Source organism: Rathayibacter sp. AY1E2 (assembly GCF_002932325.1).
Taxonomy (GTDB): domain Bacteria; phylum Actinomycetota; class Actinomycetes; order Actinomycetales; family Microbacteriaceae; genus Rathayibacter.
The window spans coordinates 175,598-198,901 of the sequence record NZ_PSVO01000004.1; the positions used below are offsets into that span (position 1 = coordinate 175,598).

Here is a 23,304-nt window from a genome sequence, read left to right on the forward strand (position 1 = left end):
GCAGACTTTCTGCGAGATCACCGAACGCATGCGCCAGTCCCCTCGATGACGCCGCACCCTCCCGACTCCCCCGAGTCTCCCGATGCACCACACACGAAGGGGTACCTCCTCCCATGAAACGGCTCCCGAAGCTCCTGATGGCGGCGGTCGCGATGACCGCGGCCGTCGGCCTGCTGTCCGCCTGCGGCACCGACGCGACGTCGTCGAGTCAGGCCGGCACGTCCTCCCACGTCCTCACCGTCGGCAAGCTGCTCCCCCTGCAGGCCGTCGATCCGCACAAGGTGAACGACGGCATGTCGAACGAGGTGCTCACCGCCGTCTTCGACGGCCTCTACACGCTCGACGCCGACGGCCAGATCGACCCGCTGATGGCGGAGAGCGTCGAGAAGTCCGACGACGGCCTGACCTACACCTTCACGATCCGCGACGCGTCGTGGAGCAACGGGACGCCGGTCACCGCGCAGGACTTCGAGTACTCGTGGAAGCGCCTGGTGAACCCGGCCACCGCGGCCCCGAACAGCAACGAGGCGGTCGCCGCCGGCATCAAGAACGCGAACGAGATCGTCAACGAGGGGATGGACTACACCCAGCTCGGCGTCACGGCGCTCGACGACAAGACCCTGCAGGTGCAGCTCGCCGCAGACGTGCCCTACTTCCAGGCGCTGCTGGTGCGGCCGGCGTTCCTCCCGGTGAACCAGGCCTACCTGGAGAGCGTGGGCGACACCTACGGCCAGACCCCCGAGACGACGATCTACAACGGGCCCTTCGTCTGGGACTCGTGGGACTTCGCGAACAACTTCTCGGTCGCCAGGAACGCCGACCACTGGAACGCCTCCGGCATCGACCTGGACGCGATCAAGTGGCAGGTCGTGAAGGACTCGCAGACCGCGGCGCTCCTCCAGGAGAGCGGCGACCTCGACTTCACCGAGATCTCCGGAAGCCTGATCGACCGCTACACCGACTCCCCCGAGCTGACCACGGCGCTCGAGGTGCACATGTGGTACTTCTACCCCAACCTCCAGAACCCGGCGCTCGCGAACGAGGACATCCGCACCGCGCTGGCCACCTCCTTCGACAAGGAGGCGCTCGCCGACGAGGTGCTGAAGAACGGCGCCCAGCCGGCCGACTACTTCGTCGGTCAGAACCTGGCGGTCGGACCCGACGGGAAGCAGTTCCGCGACACGGGCGGCAGCTACCTCGCCTACGACCTCGACGCGGCGCAGGCCGCCTGGACGAAGGGACTCGCCGCCCTGGGCACCGACTCCGTGAGCCTCACGCTCTCGTACTGGGACGACGAGGCCTCGATCGCGCAGGCCGAGTACGTCGCCTCGCAGTGGGAGGCGAACCTGCCCGGTCTGAGCATCGAGCTCACCAGCCAGCCCAAGGCGACGGCGAACGAGCAGGCCACGGCCGGCGACTTCGACCTCTACCTCTTCCGCTGGGGCCCCGACTACAAGGACCCGATGGCGTTCCTGGAGCTGCTGTCCTCCACCTCCGCCCGCGACTTCGGCGGCTACGCGAACCCGGAGTACGACTCGATCATCGCCGCGGCCCGCACCGCCGACATGCTCTCCCAGCCGGAGGCGCGCTGGCAGAGCCTGCACGACGCGGAGGACATCCTGATGGGCGACGTGGCGGTGATCCCGACCGTGCAGAACGGCATCGCGATGCTGATCAACCCCGCCGTGCAGGGCATGGAGGTCCGCAACGTGAGCCTGACCTGGAACTACCGCCTCGTCACGAAGGACGACTGATGCGCACCACCCCCCGAGAGGAGACGGCACGATGACCGCGACGAGGACCCTGCGCGAGCTGATGGAGTCCGGGAGCGTCCTGGCCCCCTGCGTCTTCGACTGCTCCTCCGCCCGAGCGGTCGAGCTGGCCGGCTTCGAGGCGATGCTGCTGAGCGGATCGGAGGTGTCGATGTCGATGAAGGGCATCCCCGACCTCGGACTGCTCTCGCTGGAGGAGCTCCTCTGGGCGGTGGAGCGGATCGTCGACATGTCGCCGCTGCCGCTCGCGGTCGACATCGAGGACGGCTTCGGCGCCAGTCCCCTGCAGGTCTACGAGACCTGCAGGCGGGTGGCCAAGGCCGGCGCGATGGCGGTGCTGATGGAGGACGAGTTCGAGCCCGGCTACGCCCGGGACGTCTCGGCCGACAACATGATCCCCCGCGAGGAGTACTACGCGAAGGTGCGGGCCGCCGTCCGCGCCGTCGAGGGCACCGACTGCATGGTGATCGCGCGCAGCAACTACGGCAGCGCGAACCTGGAGGAGGGCATCCAGCGGATGATCGACTGCGTCGCCCTCGGAGCGCACGCGACGGTCGTGGTCAACGTCACGACCCTCGCGGACGCCGCCGAGGTGGCCCGCCGGGTGCCGGGGCTGAAGATGTTCGCCGACATCAACGCCAAGCGCGGCCTCGAGCAGATGTCGTTCGCGCAGCTGGCGGAGCTGGGGTTCCAGCTGGTCACGATGCACTTCACGATGAAGGCGTCCATGGCCGGGATGATCGAGGCCGGCCGGGCGAACCTCGCCGAGATGGGCAACACCTACTCGAACGAGCTGATGCCGGAGGAGTACCCGGGCCACAGCGGCATGGCGTTCTTCGCCGCGCAGGAGCTGCTCGACCTCGAGTCGGAGTTCTCGGGCCGCGTCCAGTCGTTCAACGACCCGCGGACCGTGCACACGGCCCCGGCCGGCTGAGCGCGCCCGCACCACTGCAGGGCCGTCCGCCCGCGCCTCGAGCGCGGCGGACGGCCCTTCGTCGTGCGCGGGACGCGCGGGGCGCGGCGCCGAACATCGTTCGGCCGAGAGCCCTCACTGCCGCACGCAGCCGAATCCGCTTCGGTGGCAGCGTTGCTCTGGCGCTTCTGTTCGGCTGACTTGCCGCTCGCCCGCGTTCTATGCAGACTTGAGCCACTACCACCGAACGACCGAGGCTCCGAAGCCGGATCAACGAAAGAGACTCACTCCCATGACTGAACTGGCACAGACGAGCGGAACCGCCACGATCGGCTCCTCTCAGCCCGACTTCGTCGAGATCGACGGCTTCACGCTCACGATCGAGGACATCGCGCTCGTCGCCCGCGGGCTCTCGGACGGCACGTTCCCCGAGGTCGTCCTCAGCGACGAGGCCCGCCGGGTCACGAACGAGGCCCGCGCCTACGTCGACGAGCACTTCCTCGCCCCCGACGCCCCCGCCATCTACGGCATCAACACCGGGCTCGGCCGGCTGATGGACGTCCGCGTCCCCGCCGAGGACCAGGCCCGCTTCCAGCGCCTGGTCATCAACTCCCACTCCGCCGGCGTCGGCGAGCCGCTCCCCCTCGACGAGACCCGCGCGCTCCTGCTGCTGCGCACCAACGCGATCGCCAAGGGCATGTCGGGCGTGCGGATCGAGTGCATCGACCGCCTGATCGCGATGCTCAACGCCGACGTCCTCCCGGTCATCCCGGGCCAGGGCTCGGTCGGCGCCTCGGGCGACCTCGCCCCCCTCGCGCACATGGTCAGCGTGATGGTCGGCCACGAGAAGGCCGAGGCCTACCACCGCGGCGTGCGGATGCCCGCCGTCGAGGCCCTCACGGCGGCCGGGCTCGCCACCGAGTTCGAGCTCAAGCCCAAGGACGTCCTCGCCCTGATCAACGGCTCGACCATCTCGCTCGCCACCGCCTGCCTCGCCCTGCACGACGCGTGGAGCCTCACCCGCCAGGCGGACGTGGCCCTCTCGCTCTCGCTCGAGGCGATCCGCGGCGAGCTCGACGCGTTCGACGAGCGCATCCACCTCGCCCGCAACGCCCCCGGTCAGGTCGACGTGGCCGCGAACGTCCGCGCCCTCACCGCGGGCAGCGAGCGCACCGTCGAGGAGGCACGCCGCCTCCGCCTCCCGGACGAGCAGCGCGTCGGCGGCGTCTACAAGCCGCGCGTGCAGGACGCCTACTCGCTGCGCTGCGCGCCGCAGGTGCACGGCACGACCCGCGAGTCGCTCCTGTTCGCGCAGACCCTGCTGGTGCGCGAGGCCAACGCCGCGACCGACAACCCGCTGGTGCTCCCGGACGGCGAGGGCGGCTACGACGTCCTCTCCGGCGGCAACTTCCACGGCGAGCCGATCGGCGTCGCGGCCGACCTCATCGCGATCGCGGTCGCCGAGATCGGCGCCATCTCGGAGCGCCGCTCGTTCCGCCTCACCGACCCCAACCTCAGCTACGGCCTGCCGCTCAACCTCGTCGGCGGCCAGCTCGGCCTCAACACGGGCTTCTCGATCGTGCACTGCGCGGCGGCCGCCATCGCCTCCGAGAACAAGGTGCTGTGCTTCCCCTCCGTCGTCGACTCGATCCCGACGAAGGCGAACCAGGAGGACCACGTCTCGATGTGCACCTTCTCCTCGCGGAAGGCGCGCAGCATCATCCACAACACGCAGGTGATCCTCGGAGTGGAGTTCATCCTCGCCACCCAGGGCATCGACCTCGCGTCGCCGCACCTGGAGGACCGGGCGCTCGGCGAGGGCAGCACGGCCGCCTACGAGGCGGTCCGCTCGATCGTGCCGATGACCCGCGAGGACATCTACCAGTCGGAGCAGATGATCAACGCGCAGGCGATGGTCGTGCTCGGCACCGTCCTCACCGCCGTCGAGGCGCGCATCGGAGCCGTGCGGTGACCGCGGGCGGGACGGTCGTCCACGGCCGCGTCGTCACGCCGGGCGCCGTGATCGAGGACGGGGCGGTGGTCGTCGAGGACGGCCGCATCGCCGCCGTCCTCGACGGACGCGAGGCGGCCCGAGCCGTCGCGGAGGCCTCGGTCGTGATCGGCGGCGCGGGGATGCTCGTCCTGCCCGGCGCGGTCGACGCGCACGTCCACGCCTTCTCGGAGCCGGCCGAGACGTTCACCGGCGCGACCTCGGCCGCCGCCGCGGGCGGGGTGACCACGATCCTCGACATGCCCTACGACGCGGGCAGCCCGGTGAACACGGCCGCCGCCGTCGTCGCCAAGCGCGAGCGCCTCGAGCGCGAGGCCGTCGTCGACGTCGCCCTGCACGGGACGGTCCGCCCCGGGGACGGCGCGCGGGACGTGGCCGGGATGATCGACGAGGGCGTCTGCGGATTCAAGGTCTCGCTGTTCGAGACCGACCCGATCCGCTTCCCCCGCATCCCCTCCGACCAGCTGCTCGAGGCCTTCGCGATCATGGCCGAGCGCGGCGTCCGCGTCGGCGTGCACGCGGAGGACGGCGAGATCATCGGCGCGCTCGTCGCGGCGGCGAGGGCCGCGGGCCGCACCGCCCCCCTCGACCACGTCCGCAGCCGCCCGCCCGTGTCCGAGACCTCCTCGGTGGCGCTCGGGCTCGAGCTCGCCTCGGCGGTCGGCGTGCCCTTCCACATCTTCCACGCGAGCCTCCCCGGCACCGTCGAGCTCGTGACGGCGAGCGCCGCCCGCGGGCTCGACGCGACGCTGGAGACCTGCCCGCACTACCTCGTCCTCACCGAGGACGACATGGAGCGGCTCGGCGCCCTCGGCAAGATCAACCCGCCGCTGCGCACCGCCGAGCACGCCCGCGGGATGTGGGAGGCGCTCGCCGACGGCCGCATCGGCCTGGTGACCTCCGACCACGCGCCGTGGCCGCTGGCGAAGAAGAGCGCCGACGTGATCTTCGACAACGCCTCCGGAGCGCCCGGCGTGCAGACCCTGCTGCCGATCGTGATCGGCGCCGGCTACCTCGGCGGCCGCCTCTCGCTGCTGCGCGCCGCCGAGGTCCTCGCGACGAACCCCGCCCGCGCGTTCGGTCTCGGGCACCGCAAGGGCGCGATCGAGGCGGGCCTGGACGCGGACTTCGCCGTCGTCGACCCGTCCGGCACGACCGTGATCGACGACACCCCGATGCTCTCGACCGCCACCTGGAGCCCCTACGCCGGGATGTCCTTCCCCGGCCGCCTCGAGACCACCGTCGTCCGCGGCACCCCCGTCTTCAGCCGGGCCGAGGGCCTGCTCGCGGAGCCGGGCGACGGACGCTTCGTCGCGAGGGCCGCCTGATGGGCGAGCAGTCCCTCCGCGCCTTCGTCGACGCGCTGCCCGTCGACGAGCTCGTCACCGTCGAGCGCACCGTCGACGCCCGCTTCGAGCTGGCGAGCGTGCTCGCGCTGCTGGACCGCGGCCCGGCCGTGCGCCTGACCTCGATCGCCGGCTCGGCCCACCCGGTCGTCGGCAACGTGCTCTCCAGCCGCGAGCGGATCGCCCGCGCCGTCGGCTGCCGCATCGACGAGCTGCTCGACCGGCTCACCGCCGCGGTCGCCGACCGCACCCCGGTGCGCGTGGTCGAGGACGCTCCGGTGCAGGCCGTGCGCCTGCCCGCCGCGTCCGTGTGGGAGGAGGTCGTCGCTCCGGTCTGGTTCGAGAAGGACTCCGGCGGCTACCTCACCGCCGGGCTCATCGTGGCGTTCGACCCGGTGACCGGGCACCGCAACGCCTCCTACGCGCGGATCAAGCCGCTCGACGCGACCACCGGCTTCGTCGGGATCGCGCCGAACCACCACCTCACCGCGCTCTCGCGCTCGGCCGCGGCCGTCGGCGGGCTCCCCGTCGCCGTGGTCCTCGGCGCGCACCCGGCCGTGCAGCTCGCCGCCTGCTGCTACCTCGCCCTGGGGGACGACGAGCTGGAGCACGCCGCCCACCTGCTCGGCGAGGAGGTGCGGGTCGCGCGGGCCACGACGAGCGAGGTGCTCGTCCCCGCCGACGCGGAGATCGTGATCGAGGGGATCCTGCACGCCGACCGGCCGGTGCACGAGGGCCTCGTGAACGAGTACCACGGCATGTACGAGGACTACGGCGACGGGATCACCCTCGAGGTCACCGCCGTGACCCGCCGCGAGTCCCCCGAGGTCCAGGTGATCCTGCCCGGCCTCTCCTCGGAGCACAGCTACATCGCGGCGCTGCCCATCGCCGCCGGCATCCGGCACGCGCTGCGGAACGTCGGCTGCGACATCGTCGACGTGGCGGTCACGCACTCCGGCGGCGGCCGGGTCGACGTGGTGGTCGCGATCGCGAACGGCCGTCCGGGCACCGCCAAGCGCGTGATGTTCGGCGCTTTCGCGGCCGTCAGCATGGTCAAGCAGGTCACCGTCGTCGACTCCGACGTGGACGCCTGGGACATGGAGCACGTGCACTGGGCCCGGACGAGCCGGATGCGGTGGGACCGCGACCTGATGCTGGTCGACGGGGTCGCCACCGACCGCAACGTGCCGATGCAGGTCGGCGGCACCGTGACGAAGGTCGGGATGGACGCGACCCGCAAGGAGGGCGACCGCGCCCTCGGCGCCGAGCTGGCCGTCCCGCCCGGGGACGTCCTCCGCCGCGTGCGCGACGCCCTCGTCGCCGACGGAGTCGCCCTCCACCCCGCCGTCGTCGTGCACGGCTCCCTGGCCGACGACGGAGAGGACCCGCGATGACCCCCGACGTGCGCTTCCCCGACGTCGGCCGGCTGGCCCTCGACCTCGAGGAGATCGCCGGCCTCGTCGACTCCTCGCGCCCCGGCTGGAGCCGCGTGGCGATGACCGAGGTCGACACCGACTCCCGCCACTGGGTCGCCGAGCGGATGCGCTCCGCGGGCCTGGAGGTCCGGATCGACGGGATCGGCAACGTGATCGGCACCCTCGCCGGCACGGGAGCCGCCCGCCGCGCGATCGTGATCGGCTCGCACACGGACACGGTGGACGGCGGCGGGCGCTACGACGGCGTCGTCGGCGTGCTGGGCGCGATCGAGGTGGCGCGCCTGCTGCAGGAGTCGGGGATCCGGCTCCACCACGACCTGCGCGTCGTCGACTTCTACAACGAGGAGGCCAACCGCTTCGAGCTCTCCTGCCTGGGCAGCCGCGCGCTGGCCGGCTCCCTCACGGGCGAGCACCTCTCCGCGACCGACGACACCGGGCGCACCCTCGGCGCCGCCCTCGAAGCCGCCGGCTGGTCCGACCCGCTCTCGGGCACCCGCTGGAGCCCCGACGAGGTGCTCGGCTTCCTCGAGCTCCACATCGAGCAGGGCCCGGTCCTCGAGCGCGAGGGGCTGCCGCTCGGAGTCGTCACCTCGATCGCGGGCATCTCGCGGTTCCGCACCCTCTTCTCGGGCCGCCGCGACCACGCGGGCACCATGCCGATGGCGCTGCGGCACGACGCCGGCTGCGCCGCGGCCGGAGTGGTCCTCGCGGTCGAGCGCATCGCCTCCCGGGCCGCGGAGGCGGTCGGCACCGTCGGCTCCGTCACCTTCACCCCGGAGGCGACCAGCGTCGTCACCGAGAGCGCCCTGGTCACCGCGGAGTTCCGCAGCCCCGACCCCGGCTGGTTCACCCTCGCCCGCGAGCAGATCGCGGAGGCCGCGGCCTCCGAGGCGGCGGCGCGCGGCCTCGGCCACGAGGTGACCTGGCTGCCCTGGGAGCGCCCGACGGCCATCGACCCCCGCCTCGCGGACGGCATCGGCCGCTCCATCGAGCGCCTCGGCCACCCCGCCGCCCGCCTCTACAGCGGAGCCGGGCACGACGGGGTGCAGATGGCGAGACTGGGACCCATCGGCATGATCTTCATCCCCTCGCAGGACGGCCGCAGCCACTGCCCGGAGGAGTACACCGGGATCACGGACATCGCGGTGGGCGTGCACGCGCTCGCGCAGTCCGTGCTCACCCTCGACAAGGAAGGCCTCGCATGAACCGCACCCGCCAGGAGCCCCCCGGCCGCGTGATCGTCGCCATCACCGGCGCCTCCGGAGTCGGGATCGGGGTCCGCATCCTCGAGCTGCTGCGGATGGATCCGGGGCTGCGCAGCGACGTCATCGTCTCGAAGGCGGGCGCGATGACGCTCGACCAGGAGTGCGGCCTCACCCAGAAACAGGTGGAGGCGCTCGCCGACACGGCCCACCGGCCCGCGCACATCGGCGCCTCCATCGCGTCGGGGTCCACGCCCGCCACGGCGATGGTGATCGCGCCCTGCACGATCAAGACCCTGAGCGGCATCGCCTACGGCCTCGCCGACAACCTGATCACGCGGGCGGCCGACGTCTGCCTCAAGGAGGGCGTGCCGACGCTCCTGATGGTGCGGGAGTCGCCGCTGCACCGCGGCCACCTCGCCGCGATGGACGCGGTGGCCCGCTCGGGCGGCATCATCGCGCCGCCGGTCCCCGCCTTCTACACGCGGCCCGCCTCGGTGGAGGAGATCATCGACTCCCTCGCCCGCCGCGCCCTGGTGCGCGTGGGGCTGACCCAGTTCCACGCCCGCTCCTGGGCCGGCATCCCCGAGGACGGCGAGCGCGCCGTGCTCGCCGAGGGGTCGAGCCGGTGACGAAGTACGTCGCCACCCGGCTGCTCACCTCGGTCTTCACGATCGTCGCGATCGCGATCGTGATGTTCGCGCTGCTGCAGCTGCTCCCGGGCTCGCCCTTCAACAGTGAGAAGCTCGACGCGGTGCAGAAGGCGCTCCTCACGCAGAAGTACGGGCTCGACGAGCCGGTGCTCCTGCGGCTGGGCACCTACCTGGTGAACCTCGCCCGCGGCGACTTCGGCATCTCGTACAACCTCATCCCGGACTTCCCCGTCTCGGAGATGCTCGGCAGCCGCCTGCCCGTGACGATCCGCATCGGCCTGCAGGCCCTCGTCCTCGGCGTGGTGCTGGGCCTGCTGATCGGCATCGTCTCGGCGATCCGCCCGCGCGGCTGGTTCGACAACCTCTCGACGTTCGTCTCGGTGATCGCCTTCAGCGTCCCGTCGTTCGTCATCGCGCTGCTGCTGGTCTACTTCGTCGGCTTCGAGTGGAAGCTGCTGCCGATCCGGTACTCCGAGTCGGACCCCTTCACCTCGAGCGTGCTGCCGACGATCTCGCTCGCCGCCTACGTGATGGCGGTGACCGCCCGCTACGCCCGCTCCGAGATGCTCGACTGCCTCGAGAGCGACTACATCCTCCTGGCGAAGGCGAAGGGCATCGGCCCCTCCAAGGTGATCGGCCGGCACGCGCTGCGCAACACCCTGGTCTCGATCATCACGGTGCTCTCGCCGCTGCTGATCGGCCTGATCACCGGCTCCGTCGTCATCGAGCAGATCTTCGGAGCGCCGGGCCTGGGCCAGCTGCTGCTCACGGCGATCCAGAACGTCGACTACAACATCGTCATCGCGATCAGCCTCGTCTACAGCATCATCTACATCCTCGTGATGCTGCTCGTCGACGTGCTCTACGGACTGATCGACCCCCGCATCCGACTGGCAGGACAGGCAGCATGAGCGACCGCGTCTCCCCCACGGCCGGCCTCGACGCCGGCGTCCCGCCCGAGGGCCTGCGCCTCGTCTCGCCGGGCAACCGGCCCGCCGGGCCGCCGACCACCTCCACCCGCATCATCCGCGGCGGCGGCCGCGACATCGCCCGGCGCTTCCGCGGCAACTGGCCGGCGATGGTCGGCCTGGTGCTGCTGGTGGTCATCGTCGTGCTGAGCCTGGTGGTCCCCTTCTTCCCCGCAGCCGGAGGAGGAGCGGACGTCGGCTCGCGCTTCCTCCCGCCGCGCGTGCCGCTGCTCGAGGGCCTCGGGATCCTCGACGGCACCCGCGACGGCCAGGACGCGTACGCCGCGGCGGGCCTGCCGCCCGGCACCTACTTCCTCTTCGGCACCGACGAGCTGGGCCGCGACGTGTGGTCGCGGGTCTGGAGCGGCACCCGCGTCTCGCTCCTGATCGCCGTGATCGCCTTCGCGATCGACGTGGTCATCGGCATGACCTACGGCCTGGTCTCGGGCTACTTCGGCGGTCGCACCGACTCGGCGATGCAGCGCGTGGTCGAGGTGCTCTCCGGCATCCCGCAGCTGGTGATCGTGACGCTCTTCGTGGTCGCCGTCGGGCCGGGCATCGGCGCCATCGTCTTCGGCCTCCTGCTGAGCAACTGGCTCGCGATGAGCCGCGTCAGCCGCGCGCAGGCGCTGCGCCAGAAGACGGAGGAGTACGTGCTCGCCTCGCGCACCCTCGGAGCGCGGGACAGCCGGATCGTGTTCGTCGAGATCCTCCCGAACATCATCGGCCCGATCGTGACGATGAGCATGTTCTCGATCCCGTCGGCGATCTTCACCGAGTCGTACCTGTCGTTCGTGGGCCTGGGCGTCCAGGCGCCGATGGCCTCGCTCGGCTCGCTCGTCAGCGTCGGCTACAAGTCGTTCCTCTCCTATCCGTTCCTCGTGATCGTCCCCGTGGTCGTGCTGGGCCTGCTCATGGTGGCGTTCACGCTCGTCGCCGACGGGTTGAAAGAGGCCACCGATCCGCGACTGTCCCACTCGAGAGGCCACTGAGATGACCGAGAGCAGCACGGGCACGACCCGTCAGGACACGGCCGGACCGGAGCGCGGCAGGGTCCTCCTGTCGGTGCGCGATCTGGCGATCTCGTTCGACAACGAGGGCGGCAGCGTCGAGGCGATCCGCGGACTGGGCTTCGACCTGCACGAGGGCGAGGTGGTCGCGATCGTCGGCGAGTCCGGCAGCGGCAAGTCGGTCACGGCGCGCGCGATCCTCGGCCTGATGGCCCGCAACCAGCTGATCACCGCGGGCAGCATCGAGTTCTCGCACCGGAGCGACGACGGCACGGTGACCACGAAGGACATCGCGGCGATGCCCGAGTCGGCGATCCGCCGCGAGATCTGCGGGCGCCGGATCGCGATGGTGTTCCAGGACGCCCTGACCTGCCTCGACCCGACGATGTCGGTCGGCAAGCAGGTGATGGAGGGCATCCAGGAGCACTTCGGGCTCGGCCGTCGCGAGGCGCGCGCCCGTGCCGTGGAGCTGCTCGGCGAGGTCGGCATCGACGATCCGGAGCGGCGGTTCAAGCAGTACCCCCACCAGCTCTCCGGAGGCATGTGCCAGCGGGTCAACATCGCCATCGCGCTGTCGTGCAACCCGGACGTGCTGATCTGCGACGAGCCGACGACCGCGCTCGACGTGACGATCCAGCTGCGGATCCTCGAGCTGCTGAAGCGCCTGCAGGCGGACCGCGGGCTCTCGGTGATCTTCATCACCCACGACCTCGGCGTCGTCGCGACCGTCGCCGACCACGTCAGCGTGATGTACGCCGGACGGATCATCGAGCAGGGCACCGCCGAGCAGGTCTTCTACGACCCGCGGCACCCCTACACCTGGGGCCTGCTCTCCGCGATGCCGGACCTGACCACCGACTCCCCCGAGCTGTTCGCCATCCCCGGCAGCCCGGCGAGCCTGGTGAACCGCGCGCCGGGCGACCCCTTCGCTCCGAGGAACCCGTTCGCGCTCGAGATCGACTTCGTCGAGGAGCCGCCCCTCTTCGACGTGGGCGGCGGGCACCGGGTCGCCTCGTGGCTCTGCCACCCCTCCGCTCCCCCGGTCGAGATGCCGGCGCCGCTGCGCGCCAAGATCGACGCCATGCTCGCCCCCAGTGAAGGACCGACCCCGTGACCGCACTCGCTCCGACGCCCGACTCCGCGCCCGCCCTGCTCTCGGTGCGCGGCCTCACCCAGGTGTTCCGGCTGGGCCGGCGGCACCACGTGACCGCGATCGGCGGCGTCGACTTCGAGATCCGGCGCGGCGAGACCTTCGGGCTGGTCGGCGAGTCCGGCAGCGGCAAGTCCACGATCGGCCGCTCGATCATCCGGCTGATCGACCCGACCGACGGCCAGGTCGTGCTCGCGGGCCGCACGATCAGCGGCCGGCTCGACGCCGCCCAGCGCGACCACCTGCGCTCCAGCATCCAGATGATCTTCCAGAACCCGATGTCGAGCCTCAATCCGCGCAAGACCGTCTTCGACATCGTCGCGCAGGGACTCACCACCCAGCGCCGGTACTCCTCGGCGGCCGAGCGCGACGAGAAGGTCTACGCGATCCTCGAGAAGGTCGGCCTCGACCGCTCCCACGCCGACCGCTACCCGCACCAGTTCTCGGGCGGCCAGCGGCAGCGCATCGGCATCGCCCGCGCGCTCGTGATGCAGCCCGACCTCGTGATCGCGGACGAGTGCGTCTCGGCGCTCGACGTCTCGATCCAGGCGCAGGTCGTGAACCTGATGCGCGCGCTCCAGGAGGAGCTCGGCACCGCGTACCTCTTCATCGCCCACGACCTCGCGATGGTGAAGTACATCTCCGACCGGATCGGCGTCATGCACAAGGGCCACCTGGTCGAGACGGGCACGACCGCCGAGATCTTCTCCGGCCCCGTGCACCCCTACACCCGCTCGCTGCTGCGCGCCGTGCTCTCGGCGGACCCGCGCGCGATGCGCCGCCGCGCCCCCTCCGAGCCGTACGACCCGGTCGCGCTCGGGATCGACTACTCGGCCGGGAGCGTCCACGAGCTCTCGCCGACCCACCGCGTCCTGGCGACCCCGGAGGAGCTGGCGGCCTGGCGCGCGTGACGGCCGCCCGGCGTCAGGACTCGTCGGCCTCGAACCGCAGGGGCCGGTCGGCCACCGGCAGCCCGGAGCCGCGCACGGCGGCCTCGATCGCGGCGTGCCCGCCGTCGGGCGCGACGATCCGCAGGCCGTCCTCGGTCGCCCAGTAGGCGGTGACGCCGTGCTCCCCGACGAGGGTCGTGAGCAGCGCGGCAATCCGCTCCTGCTCGCCGGGACCGACGGTGATCGCGGCCCACGGGCCGGAGATCTCGACCGGGGCGCCCCGCTCCGCGCCCGCAGCGTCCCGCAGGTCCTCCGCCGCCCGGACGATCGGGAGCAGCGCGGGCAGCCCGCCGGAGACGTCCTCGAAGGAGTCGAGGGCGAAGGACCCCTCGCGGAGCGACGCGTGCAGCTCCAGGCCGCGGCCGAGGCCGTCGATCCGCTCGAGCAGGGCCGACGCGTCGACAGCGGGAGCGGGGCACGCGGCGGTCGGCTCCTCCGCGCCCGCGAAGGAGAGGGCGTTCCCGCCGGCGGACGTCGCCCGGAACGACCACAGCACCGGATCCGCGTACTCGGTCGCGCAGGCCGTCGCGAGGGCCTCGGCGAGCGCCGGCTCCTCGACCGCGACCCCGACCCACGAGGTCGGCGGGCCGAACGCCGGCGCCTCGACCCAGCGCTCGGCGCCGTCGAGGGAGACTCCGGGCACCGCGGCGACCTCGCTGGTCAGACGGTCGAAGCCGGCGTCGGGCCGTGCGAACGGCGTCTCGTCGATCGTCCAGACGAGGAGCGTCAGCCCGCCGGCGGCGAGGGCCGTGGCGAGGACGCCGGCGACGGGGAGGAGGAGGCGACGGGACACGCCCCCATCCTCGCTCCCCTCCTCCGCGGCGTCACGTGGACATCGGGCGAACGGACGGTGCGCCGGCGTCGACGGCTCCCGCCTCGATCGAGCGCATCATCCGCGTGTTCACGGGCGACGGGTGGACCGAGTCGACCCGGACGCCGGTGCCCGCGACCTCGAGGGCCGCGCTCTTGGTGAGCCCGGGGCGCCGTCGAGCCCGGCGACGGAGGAGGTGGTGATCACGCTGCCCCGCCCCTGCTCGATCATCCGCGGCAGCACGGAGCGGCGGCGGTGCCGGCCCGCTCCCAGCACGCTGGGCGGCCGCCGGCCGCCTGCCACGGGGGTCGACCTCCGCGGGGGGCAGGGGTTACCGGCGCAGTCCCGAGACGAGCGCGAGAAGCCCGTCCATCGACTCGACGACGAGGGGCGGGAGGTCGCCGCGCTCGGCGACGAAGGCGACCGCGAGCACGCCCGCTCCGGACGCGTCCGACTGCTCCCGCTCCGGCACAAGGCCCAGCGCGCGGGCCGCCGTCTCCGCTTGACTGGGGGCGACGCGCCGACCCTCGGCGCACCCGGGAGGCGACATGGCGAACCACCGTTTCGAGCTGCGGTCCGGCCGCGGGATGGGCGTCTCGGCGGCGGGCGATCCCGTCGCCGACCGGCTGGTGGTGTTCTGCCACCCCACTCCCGGAGCGGGCGGCTTCGACCCCGACCCGACCGTCACCGGTCCGTGGGGTCTGCACCTGCTGATCCTCGACCGCCCCGGCTACGGCGCCTCGGACCCGGTCGACGCCGCTCACGGCCGCGTCGAGGACCGCGCGGACGACCTCGCCGAGTACCTGCGCCGCTCCGAGCGCACCGCCCGCATGGTCGAGGGCGCCCGCTTCGGCAGCGTCGGCGTGGTCGGCTGGGGCTCCGGCGGCGCGTTCGCGCTCTCGCTCGCGGCCCGGCACCCCGACCTCGTGGACCGCCTCGCGCTGGTCGGCACCCCCGCGCCCCCGCAGGCCGGCGCGATCGTGCACCCCACGAGCGCGTGGGAGCGGCGCGAGACCCTCCGCGGGGAGGACGCCGACGCCATCGCCGCCGCCCTCCCGCAGACGCAGCCGGGCCTGGACGCGCTCGGGATCGACTCCGACGACCCGGTGCTCGCCACCCACGGCGGACTGCGCAACCGGCTGGAGCGGATGCTCGCCGAGGGCTGGCGGCAGGGCCCGAGCGGCGCCGCGACCGACCTCGCAGCGCTCCGCGACGGCTCCTGGGCCGACGACCTCGACCGGGTGACCGCCGAGACGCTCCTGGTCCACGGCGACGCGGACCCGGTGGCGAGCGCCGAGGACGGCCCCTGGTACCGCGGCCGCCTCGCCCGGGCGCGCACCGTGACGGTCGACGGAGCCGGCCGGCTGGCGCTGGTGCGCGAGTGGCGCCGGATCCTCGACCACGTCGCTCCGCTCGAGCGCGGGGCGGAGGGCCGATGAGCGGCCTGGGCGCGGGCCCGCTCGTGCTCGTGTCGGCGATGGCGGTCTCGGGAGTCGTCCACCTGGTGCACCCGCGGACCTTCGACGCGGTGGTCCCGCGAGGGATGCCCGGCTCGGCGCGCGGATGGGTCCTCGTCTCGGGAGCGGCGGAGCTGGTCTGCGCGGCCGCGACGCTGCACCCGCGGACCCGCGCGGCCGGCGGTCTCGCCTCCGCCGCCCTGATGGCCGCCGTCCTCCCCGGCAACATGCAGATGGCGCGGGACGCCCGTCGGCCTCGGACCCGGGTGATCACGCTGCTGCGCCTCCCGCTCCAGATCCCGCTCGTGCTCTGGGGTCTTCAGGCGGCACGCAGCCGCTGACGCAAGCCCGCGCGGGCGCGGATCGCCCGCTGCTACCGTCCAGGCATGACCGACCAGAGCGCGGACGACCGCCACGACCAGCTGACCAGCGCCCCGAAGGCGACGGAGGCCGACGCGGCCCCGCGCATCGAGGTCTCCACCACCGAGGCCGGCGACACCCGCATCGACATCCGCGAGGACGCCGCCGTGCGTCCGGGCCGTGTCGACGAGAACGGCGACGAGCTCGACGAGAGCCGCGACGATGCCTGAGCGCCGCCGTGCCGCCCTCGTCTACAACCCCGTCAAGGTCGACCTGGAGTCCGTGAAGGCCGCGGTGAAGCGCGCCGAGGAGGCCGCCGGCTGGGAGGAGACGCTCTGGTACGAGACCTCCGTCGAGGACCCCGGGGCCGGTCAGACGAAGGAGGCCCTCGCCGCGGGCGCCGACGTCGTGATCGCGGCCGGCGGCGACGGGACGGTCCGCGTCGTGGCGGAGGCCCTCCGAGGCTCCGACGCCTCGCTCGCGCTGCTGCCCTCCGGCACCGGCAACCTGCTCGCCCGCAACCTGAACCTCACGCTCGACGACATCGACAACTCCCTGACCGTCGCGTTCTCCGGACAGGACCGGGCGATCGACGTCGGGATGATCGACATCGAGACCTCCACGGGCCGCGACCGCCACGCCTACGTCGTGATGGCGGGCCTCGGGATCGACGCGAAGATGCTCGCCAACACCGACGACGACCTCAAGAAGCGCGCCGGCTGGCTCGCCTACGTGGACGCGCTGCGGAAGGCCCTGCTCGACAAGAACCAGCTCGAGTTCCGCTACCGCCTCGACGGCTCCAAGACCCGCAAGGTGCGCGCGCACACGATCATCGTGGGCAACTGCGGCGCCCTGCCGGCGAACATCCTCCTGCTGCCGGACGCGGCCGTCGACGACGGCGAGTTCGACATCGTCCTGCTGCGCCCCGAGGGCTTCTTCGGCTGGGTGCAGATCATCTTCAAGGTGGTGTGGGAGAACGGCGTGCTCCGCCGCAGCGGCGTCGTCGGCAAGAAGCTGATGGGCCTGACCAAGGAGGTGTCGGCCCTGCGGTACGTGAAGGGCCGCGACCTCACGGTCCGCCTCGAGCACGCGCAGGAGATCGAGCTCGACGGCGACCCGTTCGGCTCGACCTCGGCGTTCCGCACCTGGATCGAGCCCGGCGGGCTGACGGTGCGCGTCCCGGCCTAGCGCCGGCGGCGGCCGGGCGGATCCGCCCGGTCCGCCTCCCGCCGGGAGAGAGGATCGTCATCCCTCCCGGCGGAGGCGTCTGCTCCGAGCAGGGCGGTGCAGTGCGGCTTCGGGTACCGCACCCCATGCACCTGCATGAACACGGCGACTGTAGTGCGGAATCCGTCGCCGCCGCAACGATCCGCGGGGCTCCGGCGGCTCGAATGGGTAATTCCACCGTGCGATGCTCCGTGGCGGCGACGGATTCCGCAGCTGACTCGCCCCGGCAGGAACGGGATCGCCCGTCCGTCGATCGACGGGGCTTTTCCTCGGCACAGTGCCGACACGCGCACGAAACGCCCGCCCGCTAGCGTGCGGACATGACATTCCGTGCGTCAGCCGCGCTCAGCGCGCTCGTGGCCTCCTCCCTCCTCCTCGCACCCGCCGCCATCGCCTCCCCCGCCGCCCGCGCGGGCGCCGTCGACGGGGGCACCAGCGCCGGCGATCCGTACTTCCCCGGCCTCGGCAGCAGCGGCTTCGACGCCCTCACCTACAGCCTCGTCCTGAAGTACGATCCGGCGACCCGGGCCCTCGGCGGCAGGGCCGTGGTCACCCTCGCGCCCCAGAAGGACCTGCGCTCGCTCTCCTTCGACCTGACCGGCCTCACCGTCTCGAAGGTCACCGTCAACGCCGGGGGCGCCCGGTTCTCGCAGTCGGGGGACGAGCTGACCGTCACGCCCGCCCGGACCCTCCGGAAGGGCCTGCCCGCGCTGGTGAGCATCGACTACGCCGGGACCACCGGGAACCCCGTCGACGGCACCGGGGCCCCCTTCGGCTGGTGGTCGACGGACGACGGCGCCCTGGTCGCCAGCGAGCCGGACGGCGCCTCGACCTGGTACCCCGTCAACGACTCGCCCGCCGACAAGGCGCGCTACACCTTCAGCATCACGGTCCCGGAGGGCCGGACGGTGGTCGCGAACGGCCTGCGGGTCGGCTCCCCCACCACGTCGAAGGGGTGGACGACCTCCCGCTGGGTCGAGACCAGCCCGATGGCGAGCTACCTCGCCATGGTGAACATCGGCGACTACGACCTGGTCCGCTCCACACAGGGCGGCGTGACGACCATCGACGCGATCGACCGGGACATCACCGGCGACACCCGCGCCCGCACCGAGGCGGCCCTCGCGAAGCAGGGCGCGATCATCGACTACTTCTCCTCCGTCTTCGGCCCGTACCCGTTCCGCTCGGCCGGAGCCGTGGTCGACGACGAGCGGATCGGCTACGCCCTCGAGACCCAGGGCCGCTCGTTCTACTCCGGCGGCGCGGACGAGTCGACCGTCGCGCACGAGACCGCGCACCAGTGGTACGGCGACAGCGTCACGCCGGAGACCTGGTCCGACATCTGGCTGAACGAGGGCTTCGCGACCTACGCCGAGTGGCTCTGGGAGGAGCACACCGGCGGCGCGAGCGTCACCGAGTCCGCCGCCCGGGTCGCCGCCGCTCCCGCCGACGACCCGTTCTGGTCGACCGCCGTCGCCGACCCCGGAGCCGCGGGCCTCTTCGACGCGCCCGTCTACGCCCGCGGCGGCCTGACGCTCGTCGCCCTCCGCGACCGGATCGGCGCGGACGCGTTCGGCGTGCTGCTGAAGCGCTGGGCCTCCGAGAACCGCTACTCGAACGCGACGACCGCCGACTTCCAGGCCCTGGCCGAGAACGTCTCCGGCTCCGACCTGGCGGACTTCTTCGACGCCTGGCTGCGCACGCCGGAGAAGCCCGCCGGTCTCTGACCCCCGCATCGCCGCGGCGCGGGCGGGGTGTCAAGGAGGGACGGCAGGTCGGCCCGAGCCGATACCGTCCCTCCATGGGCTTCTTCGACCGCAACGACTCCTCGACCAGCGCCGCCGCGCCGCAGCCGAGCGCACCCGATCCGCAGCGGCGGGTCTGGAGCGACGGCCTCGGCCGGTTCGCCACCCGCTGCCTCCAGGTGGTCATCGTCCTCCTGCTGGCCTCGGTGCTCGTCTTCGCGATGACGCAGCTCACACTGGTGCTCATCCCCGTGATGATCGCGCTCATCCTCGCCGCGGCGATCCACCCGGTCCTGGCGTGGATGCGGCGCAAGGGCGTGCCGTCGATCCTCGCGACCTGGCTGGCGCTGATCGGGCTGCTCGCGATCCTCGGCGCGGTCGGCTGGCTGATCACGGTCGCGGTCCGCAACCAGTGGGACGAGCTGGTCAGCAGCGCCTCCGACGGCATCACCTCGCTGCAGGACTACGTGCAGCACCTGCCGTTCCAGATCACCGACGAGCAGATCGAGTCCGCCCGCCAGTCGGTCGTCGACTTCCTCACCTCCAGCTCGTTCGGCAACGGCGCGCTCGCGGGCGTCTCCGCGGCGGCGAACTTCATCACCGGCCTCGTGCTGATGATCGTGGTGCTGTTCTTCTTCATGAAGGACGGCCCGAAGATCTGGGAGTTCCTCCTGCGCCCCTTCACCGGCTCGGGCTACGAGCGCGCCAAGCGCGTCGGGCACAAGACGGTCGACGTGCTGGGCGGCTACGTCCGCGGAACGGCGACCGTCGCGGCGGTCGACGCGATCGGCATCGGTGTCGCGCTGGCGATCATCCAGGTGCCGCTGGCGATCCCGCTGGCCGTCATCGTCTTCCTCACCGCGTTCATCCCGATCGTCGGAGCCACGGCCGCCGGCATCCTCGCCGCTCTCGTCGCGCTGGTGGCCAACGGCCCGGTCGCCGCGCTGATCGTGATCCTGGTCGTCATCGGGGTCAACCAGCTCGAGGGCAACTTCCTCCAGCCGGTCGTGATGGCGCGCTCGCTGAAGCTGCACCCGCTGATCGTCCTGATCGCCCTGACCGTGGGCACCGTCCTCGCCGGCATCGTCGGCGCCGTGCTGGCCGTGCCGATCGCGGCCGTCGTCTGGGGCATCGTCTCGATCTGGAACGGGCCCTCCGACCCCGCCGAGCCCGCGCGGCAGAAGCGCGCCGAGACGGTCTAGGCCCCCGGGATCGTCAAGCGCGCGCCTAGCGCTCGACGATCCCGTCGCGCAGAGCCTGCCGGCGGAGCGAGATCTTCGTGCCGACGGCCAGCCCCTCCGCCCGGTACTTGCCCCGGGCGCTGCGCAGCGAGCTCCGCGCGGCGTCCTGGGTGATGCCGAGGAGCGTCGCGACCTGCTTCAGCGGCATCCCATCGACGAAGAGGCGGACGATCTCCCGCTCGCGGTGCGTCAGGGTGCCCGGGCGGTCGGCCCCGAGCAGCTCCCGCGTCTGCGCCGTCAGGAAGCGCTCGTCGCGCGCCGCCGCCCGGATCGCCGCGAGGATCGTCTCGGTCCGCTCGCTCTTGACCACGTAGCCGTGGGCTCCGGCCTGGAGCGCCCGGCTGATCGTGGCCGGCTCGGAGTGGGTGCTGATGATGATCGTGGCGGCGCCGGCGGCCGCGATGGTCCGGATCCGCATCGCCACGTCGAGCTCGTCCCCGAGGTCGATGTCGAGCAGCACCACGTCGGTCGGGAAGGCGGGGTGCGCGAGCAGCTCCGGCCAGGTGCCGACGGCGGTGGCGACCCGGATGTCCGGGCCGGAGCGGCGGATCCACTCGGCCAGCGCCGACAGCAGGATCGGGTGGTCGTCGAGGATGGCCAGCGTGATCGCGGGCTCGATGGTCATGTCGTCGTCCTCCTCCGGGGGCGGTGCGCGACGCGGATCCTCGTCGCGCCGTGATCGGTCGTCGTGCGGTGCTCGCCGATCTCGCTCAGGATGCCCCAGACCGAGCGGTCCAGGTCGCGGGCGCGGATCCCCGCGGCGACGAGAGTGAGCTCGACCTCGCCGCCGGCGCCGGCCTCCAGGCGGACGGCCAGCGAGGGCCGGGCCGCCGGGACGGTGAGCAGCCAGAGCACCGAGAGCAGGCGCGAGCGGTCGAGCGGGGGCAGCAGCGCGGCGGCACCTCCGGGATCGTCCACCGCGACCGCGGAGGACAGCAGCGCCGACTCCTCCACGGCGATGCGCAGCCAGGTGCGGTCGTGGCTGCGGGCGAGCGCCACCCGGAGCTCGTCTCCCAGCACGCGCGCCCGCTCGCCCAGCTCCTCGTCCAGGAGCCCGGGCGTCCGGACCCGTTCGAGGAGCTCCTCGATGCGCGCGTCCACCTGGGTGAACTCGTCGCCGTCGGCCGCGTGGACGGTGCTGTCGGCCAGGCTGCGGTCGAGCGTGCGCCGCACGTACTGGTCGAGCGCGGTCAGCACGACGACGCACACGGCCGCCGGCGCGGTGGCGAGGAGGACGTTGCCCACCGCGAGGGCGGCGCCTCCGTCGCCGAGCAGCGCCTGGCCGACGAGTCCGAGCGCCGCGAGCGCGACCAGGACCACGAGGGCGAGGAACGAGCGCGAGAGCGGCTGGAAGGTGATCAGCGCGATCACGCCCGCGCCCACTCCCACGCAGACCGACGGGTAGTACATCGGTGCCGGAGTGGGCAGCGCGTGGTCGGCGAACTCGAGCAGCAGCGCGATCACGTCGACGCCGAGGACGCCCGCGAAGGCCCAGCGCGGCAGCTCGCCGTGGCGGCGCAGGGCGATCGCGGCCCCCGCCGCGCTCGCGGCGATCACGAGCAGCCAGGAGAGACCGCTCACCCAGGTCGCGGACCGGGCGTCGAGGGACCAGAGGTACGAGATCAGTCCGCGGATGTCGAGCATCACCGCCATGGTGAGGAAGCCCAGCCCGAGGTAGCTCCCGCTCAGGCGGTTCGGCCGCGTCAGGCGCTCGCGGATGCTCCACAGCGCTCCGGGGCTCCGATCCGCCGCGCGGACCAGCTCGAGGAGCGTCCCGCCCTCCGGCCCCTCCTCCTGCCGCGTCCCGCTCACAGCGGCACGCTCAGCAGCACGGTCGCGCCGGATCCAGGCGCCGAGAAGACCCGGACCGTGCCGCCCACCGCCTCGACGCGGCCGACGACGGACTCCGCGAGGCCCAGGCGCCCGGGCGGCACCGCGGCCGGATCGAAGCCGCGCCCCTCGTCCGTGACGACGACGCGGAGCGAGCCCGCCTCCTCCGCGACGCTCACGTGCGCCAGCGCTGCCCCGGAGTGACGGCGCACGTTCTCGAGGCACTCCCCGGTCGCGCGCACCAGGGCGTCGAGCACCTCCGCACGGATCCGCGGCTGGGCACCGCCGTGCCAGCGCACCTCGACGCCGACCTCCGCCGACCGCCGACCGAGCGCGGCGAGCGGCTCGGGCAGCCGGACGCCGGAGGCCGGCTCCGGCTCGTCCACCGCCTCCACACCGCGCAGGAGCGCGAGGTCGGCCGCCGCCCGGTCGCGCAGCACCGGAGCCGGCACTCCCTCGCCCCGATGGGCCACGAGCGTCAGGGTCGCCAGGATGGTGTCGTGCATGAGCCGCGCGTCGGCGCGGTGCCGCGACTCGGTCTCGCTGGAGCGGCGCTCGGCGTCGTGGGCCCTCCGGAGACGGGCCGTGCCGACGTGGGCCCGCGCGACGCTGCCCGCGAGCCAGCGGGCGGCCGTCAGCAGCAGGGCCCAGCAGACGACGATCGAGAGGAGGACGAACGGCGCGCGCCCGGACGCCCCCGTCGTCGCCGCCCCGAGGACCAGGACCGGGAGCAGCGCCAGGACCGCGGCCCAGGGCAGGCCCCGCCAGGCGCCGACGGCGAGCATCGCGCACGGCAGCGCCATCGAGGTGAGCATCGTGATCCCGCTCAGGACGGCTCGGAGGGAGGCGTCGACGTCCGGCGAGAGGAACGCGACGAGCGCCGCGACGTCCAGCGCGAGCCCGAGGGCGACCGCCCTCGCCCCCGTCGCGACGGACCGGCTGGGCGCGAGCTGCACGAGCGCCGAGACGACGAGCAGCGCGGCGCTCGGCACCACCGTCAGCAGCTGGGCCGGAGTCAGGGCGAGCAGGTGCAGGGCTGAGGCGGCGGTGAGCACCCCGCCGGCCCGCCGAGCGCAGAGCACGCCGACCTCGCGCTGCTCGCGCAGCAGCACCGCGGCGTCGGCGGGCCGGGGAGGCAGGGGCACGGTGACCTCGGGAGGACGGGCTCCGGGCTCGTTCCGGGGCGACGGTGGCGGGGAGGCTGTGGCGGGGAGGCTGTGGC

General features: G+C 72.8%; 22 protein-coding genes. 17 read left to right on the top strand and 5 right to left on the bottom strand.

Features of this window, described 5'->3' with window-relative positions:
- Positions 1-113 precede the first annotated feature (113 nt).
- The 11 genes from C5C49_RS05600 (at position 114) to C5C49_RS05650 (ending at position 13,372) form a co-directional block, all read left to right on the top strand.
- Positions 114-1,754, top strand: coding sequence for a peptide ABC transporter substrate-binding protein (locus C5C49_RS05600; protein WP_104345635.1), 1,641 nt, complete (start codon positions 114-116; stop codon positions 1,752-1,754).
- A 31-nt stretch (positions 1,755-1,785) separates the two neighbouring features.
- Positions 1,786-2,706, top strand: a complete 921-nt coding sequence (locus C5C49_RS05605; protein ID WP_104238814.1) for an oxaloacetate decarboxylase — start codon at positions 1,786-1,788, stop codon at positions 2,704-2,706.
- A 271-nt stretch (positions 2,707-2,977) separates the two neighbouring features.
- Positions 2,978-4,657, top strand: coding sequence for a histidine ammonia-lyase (gene hutH / locus C5C49_RS05610; protein ID WP_104238813.1), 1,680 nt, complete (start codon positions 2,978-2,980; stop codon positions 4,655-4,657).
- The gene (locus C5C49_RS05615) at positions 4,654-6,024 is read left to right on the top strand and encodes a dihydroorotase family protein (RefSeq protein WP_104345636.1); all 1,371 of its coding nucleotides are present in this window, start codon (positions 4,654-4,656) and stop codon (positions 6,022-6,024) included. The genes hutH and C5C49_RS05615 overlap by 4 nt, the downstream gene beginning before the upstream one ends.
- Complete coding sequence (locus C5C49_RS05620) at positions 6,024-7,436, top strand: UbiD family decarboxylase (RefSeq protein ID WP_104345637.1); 1,413 nt, start codon at positions 6,024-6,026, stop codon at positions 7,434-7,436. The genes C5C49_RS05615 and C5C49_RS05620 overlap by 1 nt, the downstream gene beginning before the upstream one ends.
- Positions 7,433-8,683, top strand: coding sequence for a M20 family metallo-hydrolase (locus C5C49_RS05625; protein WP_104345638.1), 1,251 nt, complete (start codon positions 7,433-7,435; stop codon positions 8,681-8,683). The genes C5C49_RS05620 and C5C49_RS05625 overlap by 4 nt, the downstream gene beginning before the upstream one ends.
- Entirely contained in the window at positions 8,680-9,312 is a 633-nt protein-coding gene (locus tag C5C49_RS05630; RefSeq protein ID WP_104238809.1) for a UbiX family flavin prenyltransferase, read from the top strand. The genes C5C49_RS05625 and C5C49_RS05630 overlap by 4 nt, the downstream gene beginning before the upstream one ends.
- Positions 9,309-10,244, top strand: coding sequence for an ABC transporter permease (locus C5C49_RS05635; RefSeq protein ID WP_104238808.1), 936 nt, complete (start codon positions 9,309-9,311; stop codon positions 10,242-10,244). The genes C5C49_RS05630 and C5C49_RS05635 overlap by 4 nt, the downstream gene beginning before the upstream one ends.
- Positions 10,241-11,293 (top strand): ABC transporter permease, encoded by a 1,053-nt coding sequence (locus C5C49_RS05640; RefSeq protein WP_104238807.1) that lies wholly within the window; start codon positions 10,241-10,243, stop codon positions 11,291-11,293. Before C5C49_RS05635 ends, C5C49_RS05640 begins: the two co-directional genes overlap by 4 nt.
- 1 nt (position 11,294) lies before the next feature.
- Entirely contained in the window at positions 11,295-12,425 is a 1,131-nt protein-coding gene (locus C5C49_RS05645) for an ABC transporter ATP-binding protein (RefSeq protein ID WP_104345639.1), read from the top strand.
- On the top strand, positions 12,422-13,372 hold the full coding sequence (locus C5C49_RS05650; protein ID WP_104249941.1) for an ABC transporter ATP-binding protein: 951 nt from the start codon (positions 12,422-12,424) through the stop codon (positions 13,370-13,372). Before C5C49_RS05645 ends, C5C49_RS05650 begins: the two co-directional genes overlap by 4 nt.
- A gap of 13 nt (positions 13,373-13,385) precedes the next feature.
- Here C5C49_RS05650 and C5C49_RS05655 read toward each other — a convergent pair whose 3' ends face one another.
- Positions 13,386-14,204 carry a hypothetical protein gene (locus C5C49_RS05655; protein ID WP_104345640.1) on the bottom strand — a complete coding sequence of 273 codons (819 nt, stop codon included), beginning with the start codon at positions 14,202-14,204 and terminating at the stop codon, positions 13,386-13,388.
- Between the two features lie 349 nt (positions 14,205-14,553).
- Complete coding sequence (locus tag C5C49_RS16725) at positions 14,554-14,772, bottom strand: hypothetical protein (protein WP_146078495.1); 219 nt, start codon at positions 14,770-14,772, stop codon at positions 14,554-14,556.
- Here C5C49_RS16725 and C5C49_RS05665 point away from each other — a divergent pair.
- The 6 genes from C5C49_RS05665 to C5C49_RS05690 all read left to right on the top strand — a co-directional run bounded on the left by C5C49_RS05665 (position 14,771) and on the right by C5C49_RS05690 (position 20,213).
- A complete protein-coding gene (locus C5C49_RS05665) occupies positions 14,771-15,661 on the top strand; it encodes an alpha/beta fold hydrolase (RefSeq protein WP_104345641.1) in 891 nt (296 codons plus the stop codon). The two genes, C5C49_RS16725 and C5C49_RS05665, sit on opposite strands and share 2 nt — an antisense overlap.
- Positions 15,658-16,020 (top strand): hypothetical protein, encoded by a 363-nt coding sequence (locus tag C5C49_RS05670; RefSeq protein ID WP_181135713.1) that lies wholly within the window; start codon positions 15,658-15,660, stop codon positions 16,018-16,020. The genes C5C49_RS05665 and C5C49_RS05670 overlap by 4 nt, the downstream gene beginning before the upstream one ends.
- 45 nt (positions 16,021-16,065) lie before the next feature.
- The gene (locus C5C49_RS05675; RefSeq protein ID WP_104222930.1) at positions 16,066-16,269 is read left to right on the top strand and encodes a multidrug transporter; all 204 of its coding nucleotides are present in this window, start codon (positions 16,066-16,068) and stop codon (positions 16,267-16,269) included.
- A complete protein-coding gene (locus C5C49_RS05680; protein ID WP_104222931.1) occupies positions 16,262-17,227 on the top strand; it encodes a diacylglycerol kinase family protein in 966 nt (321 codons plus the stop codon). Before C5C49_RS05675 ends, C5C49_RS05680 begins: the two co-directional genes overlap by 8 nt.
- A 359-nt stretch (positions 17,228-17,586) precedes the next feature.
- On the top strand, positions 17,587-18,993 hold the full coding sequence (locus C5C49_RS05685) for a M1 family metallopeptidase (protein ID WP_104345642.1): 1,407 nt from the start codon (positions 17,587-17,589) through the stop codon (positions 18,991-18,993).
- 74 nt (positions 18,994-19,067) lie between these two features.
- Positions 19,068-20,213 (top strand): AI-2E family transporter, encoded by a 1,146-nt coding sequence (locus C5C49_RS05690; protein WP_104226105.1) that lies wholly within the window; start codon positions 19,068-19,070, stop codon positions 20,211-20,213.
- A 25-nt stretch (positions 20,214-20,238) separates the two neighbouring features.
- On the opposite strand, the gene C5C49_RS05695 is transcribed toward C5C49_RS05690, so the two are convergent.
- The 3 genes from C5C49_RS05695 to C5C49_RS05705 are packed head-to-tail and all read right to left on the bottom strand — an operon-like array spanning position 20,239 to position 23,227.
- Entirely contained in the window at positions 20,239-20,877 is a 639-nt protein-coding gene (locus C5C49_RS05695; protein WP_104345643.1) for a response regulator, read from the bottom strand.
- Positions 20,874-22,064 carry a hypothetical protein gene (locus tag C5C49_RS05700; protein ID WP_104345644.1) on the bottom strand — a complete coding sequence of 397 codons (1,191 nt, stop codon included), beginning with the start codon at positions 22,062-22,064 and terminating at the stop codon, positions 20,874-20,876. Before C5C49_RS05700 ends, C5C49_RS05695 begins: the two co-directional genes overlap by 4 nt.
- Positions 22,061-23,227, bottom strand: coding sequence for a sensor histidine kinase (locus C5C49_RS05705; protein WP_104345645.1), 1,167 nt, complete (start codon positions 23,225-23,227; stop codon positions 22,061-22,063). The genes C5C49_RS05700 and C5C49_RS05705 overlap by 4 nt, the downstream gene beginning before the upstream one ends.
- Between the last annotated feature and the right edge of the window lie 77 nt (positions 23,228-23,304).